Below are 4102 nucleotides of genomic sequence, written 5' to 3'. Positions count from 1 at the left end.
TTCTAATGGTAAAGATCAAAGTAGAAAACCCCGTTGTTGAACTTGATGGGGATGAGATGACCCGCATCATCTGGAAATATATCAAAGATAAATTAATCTATCCCTACCTCGACATTGATCTAAAATATTATGATCTTTCCGTCGAAAATCGTGATGCAACCAATGATCAGGTAACTATCGATTCTGCCAATGCTATCAAAAAATATGGGGTTGGTATAAAATGCGCAACCATCACACCTGATGAGGCACGCGTTAAAGAATTTAACCTAAAAAAAATGTGGAAATCACCTAATGGCACAATCCGCAATATTTTAGGAGGAGTCATTTTTCGCGAACCCATTATCTGTAAAAATGTCCCTCGCCTTGTTCCTAACTGGACAAAGCCAATTATTATCGGACGTCACGCTTTTGGTGATCAATACAAAGCAACAGATTTTAAATTTCCAGGAAAAGGAAAATTAAGTATTAAATTTGTCGGTGATGATAATCAAGTTATTGAACATGATGTTTTTGATGCTCCAAGCGCAGGGGTTGCCATGGCTATGTATAACCTTGATGAGTCAATTCGTGATTTTGCCCGCGCATCCTTTAATTATGGACTACAACGAAATGTTCCAGTTTATCTTTCAACAAAAAATACCATTCTAAAAACTTACGATGGTCGTTTTAAAGATATCTTTCAAGAAATATTCGATACGGAATTTAAAACTGAATTTGAAAACCGTAAATTATATTACGAACACCGTCTTATTGATGATATGGTTGCTTCTGCATTAAAGTGGTCAGGTGGATACGTATGGGCATGTAAAAACTATGATGGTGATGTCCAATCTGATATTGTTGCCCAAGGCTTTGGTTCTCTGGGTCTCATGACTTCTGTTCTCATGACACCTGACGGCAAAATTGTTGAAGCAGAGGCAGCACACGGCACCGTAACACGCCATTACCGTCAGCATCAAAAAGGTGAAGAAACATCAACAAATTCCATTGCCTCTATTTTTGCATGGACGCGTGGACTAGCGCACCGTGCTAAACTAGATAACAATGAAAAGTTAAAAAACTTTTCCACGACATTGGAAGAAGTTTGTATTAAAACCGTCGAAGAAGGTTTTATGACTAAAGATCTCGCACTTTTGATTGGGCCTAAACAAAAGTGGCTTTCTACAACAGGTTTCCTCAATAAAATTGATGAGAATCTCAAAAAAGCAATGGGCAATTAAGTTATTACTTAAATTAAAATTCAAAGCTCTGTTTAGAGCTTTGAATTTCTCTTGGCAAATTTAAAGAACTGCCTTATAAATAAAAAGAGGATAAATTTTATTAAATAGCAAAAACAGTGAAAAAACAAAGCTGGTCTGCGCTTTTATTAGGTAAAAATGGTCTTTGCTTTTTGACGTTTATAGGCGGTGTTGTGTTACACGCTACCAACGTTTATATTGTTATTACTATTTTGCCCTCTCTTATGAATCATATTGGCAATGAAATATATTATTCTTGGGTGGCAACTGTCTTTATTACAGCTTCACTTCTTGGGACTTCATTTGCAACAAAAATATTAGGGAAATTAGGTCCTCGCAACACTTATGTTCTCTCTGGACTTATCTTTACCCTAGGCACTTTCATGTGCAGCATTTCTTCATCTATGCCATTATTTTTAATAGGACGTTTTATTCAAGGATTTGGAAGTGGTTCTTTGTTATCCTTATCCTATTCCATGGTACGTATTGTTTTCAGTCCATCTTTATGGTCACACGCATTAAGTGTCATCTCTGGAATGTGGGGAATATCAACCTTGTTAGGACCAGCAATCGGAGGAATTTCTGTATATTATGGCATGTGGAGAGCATCTTTTTGGATCATTGGTGCATTAGCTATATTATTCTCACTCATAGCCTTTAAATTTTTACCCCAAAAGAATGAAAATTATATTCCAACAACCCCTCTCCCTCTGCTCCAGCTTCTCACACTCACCTTATTGATTTTTATCATTTCTGTTGGAGGAGCTATGGACACAACAATGGCCAAAATTTGCGGATTAGTTATCGGACTTAGTCTCCTCTTTGTCCTAGCAAAAATCGAATCATCTACCCTTCATCCTATGTTGCCACGCAAATCCTTTTCTTTTTCTTCTGAAATTTTTCCTGTTTACGCATTAATACTCGTTATGACGACAGTCGTATATAGTATGGAGCTTTATTTCCCACTTTTTCTTCAAGAGCTTCATGGACAAACTCCACTTCTTGCTGGTTACATAGCAGCACTTATGAGCCTAGGATGGACATGTGGAGCCCTCTCAAGCGCTGGTGTATCGGAAAAAAAAATTCGCAACATCATTATATACTCCCCCCTATTAAAACTATTAGGCATAGCTATTCTTTTATGGCTCATTCCAACAGAAGTTTCCACACTTGAATATATTTTTATGATCTGCTTAGCACTGTTTTTTATTGGAATCAGTGCGGGCATAGCATGGCCACATTTGCTCACAAGGATCTTACAATGTGCAAATGATGAAGATGCTCTCCGTGCCAGTGAATCCCTTACCTCTGTACAACTATTTTCAGCGGCCTTAAGTGCAACTCTAGCAGGAGTTATCACCAATCTTGCTGGCCTCTTTAATCCTGGAGGAACAATAGGAATGATCTTAGCAGCAAAAACTCTTCTTATAGTGCTCATGGGTCTTTTATTTTGTCTTGCTATTCCATTAGCACTGCGCATTTCTTACTGCATATTAAAAAACCCAACAGGACATTCCAATAACTAAAAATAAATATAAAAATTCCTTCTTCATTTAAAAAATGAAAAATATTAAGCATGCTTCTCCATATACCATGAGATGCAAAAAACCATTAATCCACACAAAGTTAGAACACTTCCTAAAACAGCTGTATATTCATAACTATAGCCCAATTTTAAAACTAATGCTCCAGATTCTGCACCAAGAGCGTTGGCAATATTAAAAGCAGACTGCATTAATGCTCCTGCCAAAATCTGTCCCTGTAGTGCAACATCCATAATTTTTGTTTGTATAGAAGGCATAGCAGCAAAAGAAGTTCCAACAAAAAAGCATCCTATTGCCGCTGTTAACGGAGCATAGGATAAAAAGAAAAAAAGAAAAAAAACAAATACGCTCCAAAGCATAGAAAAAAATATCATCGGCGAAATACCAATTTTAACGGCTAATTTAGGCCCCAAGAGATTTCCTACCACCATACCCAATCCAACTAAAGGCATGATAAATGGTACCAACTCAAGTGAAACACCAGAAATATGCATTAACGTTGGCTTGATATAAGTGAAAACAGAAAATAATCCTGACGCTCCCACCGAAACCATCAACAAAAGAAACCACACCTGCTTTTGCTTTAATGCACCCATTTCTTGCAAAGGATTCGTTTTTGGAAAAATTGAATCACAAGGAAAAAAATTCCAAATAAGCAAGCTACACAATAAAGCAATCATACCCACAAGGATAAAAGCAATCTGCCAACCAATAAGTTGACCAATCCAAGTAGCACTGGGTGCTCCCAAAACGGTTGCAATTGTTAAGCCGAGCATAACATATCCAACAGCTTTAGAACGTTCTTTCATTTCGACCATTGAAGAGGCAACCATAGCCGCAAGTCCAAAATAGATTCCATGGGGAAGTCCACTGAGAAAGCGTAATACGACTAATATGCTAAAATCAGAAAAAAAGGCACTAGCGATATTTGCTAAAGCATAAAAAAGCATCAATCCTATCAAAACAGTTTTGCGTGATACCTGAGCTGTTGCCACAGCTAAAAGAGGTGCTCCAATCACAACTCCTAATGCATAAGCAGAAATATATTGACCAGCGGTAGGAATATCAACATAGGAACTTCGTGCCATCTCTGGTAGTAGCCCCATTGCGACAAACTCTGCAGTACCAATAGCAAAACTCCCCACAGCAAGAGCTAAAATTATTAAACGCCGTATTCTCGAATCAATTCCCAATGCAAGAACCTTTTGTTGATAAAAATCCTTCATATCATCACTTCTGGATAGGAGTTTTAACTGTAGATATCTGTAATACACACAAACAAAAATTCAAAACATTGTTATACGCATGCCCAATAGTCCC

The 4102-nt window shown here is 37.4% G+C and carries 3 protein-coding genes; 2 read left to right on the top strand and 1 reads right to left on the bottom strand.

Annotation, left to right across the window (positions count from 1 at the left end; translation table 11 throughout):
• The first annotated feature begins 5 nt into the window (after positions 1–5).
• Both ACFIO3_RS02045 and ACFIO3_RS02040 read left to right on the top strand, forming a co-directional pair.
• Positions 6–1220 carry an NADP-dependent isocitrate dehydrogenase gene (locus ACFIO3_RS02045; RefSeq protein ID WP_375606660.1) on the top strand — a complete coding sequence of 405 codons (1215 nt, stop codon included), beginning with the start codon at positions 6–8 and terminating at the stop codon, positions 1218–1220.
• Between the two features lie 116 nt (positions 1221–1336).
• Positions 1337–2764, top strand: a complete 1428-nt coding sequence (locus ACFIO3_RS02040) for an MFS transporter (protein ID WP_375704067.1) — start codon at positions 1337–1339, stop codon at positions 2762–2764.
• Between the two features lie 44 nt (positions 2765–2808).
• Here the strand turns inward: ACFIO3_RS02040 and ACFIO3_RS02035 are convergent, their stop codons facing one another.
• Positions 2809–4008, bottom strand: coding sequence for an MFS transporter (locus ACFIO3_RS02035; protein ID WP_375606662.1), 1200 nt, complete (start codon positions 4006–4008; stop codon positions 2809–2811).
• Positions 4009–4102 lie beyond the last annotated feature (94 nt).

This window comes from Bartonella sp. AD328YNZD (assembly GCF_042196425.1).
This window is presented reverse-complemented; position numbering and strand designations above follow the sequence as displayed.

Excerpts from the sequence above, each read along its gene's own strand:
- ACFIO3_RS02045 (WP_375606660.1), top strand. The coding sequence starts at position 6 with ATGGTAAAGATCAAAGTAGAAAACCCCGTTGTTGAACTTGATGGGGAT.
- ACFIO3_RS02035 (WP_375606662.1), bottom strand. The coding sequence starts at position 4,008 with ATGAAGGATTTTTATCAACAAAAGGTTCTTGCATTGGGAATTGATTCG.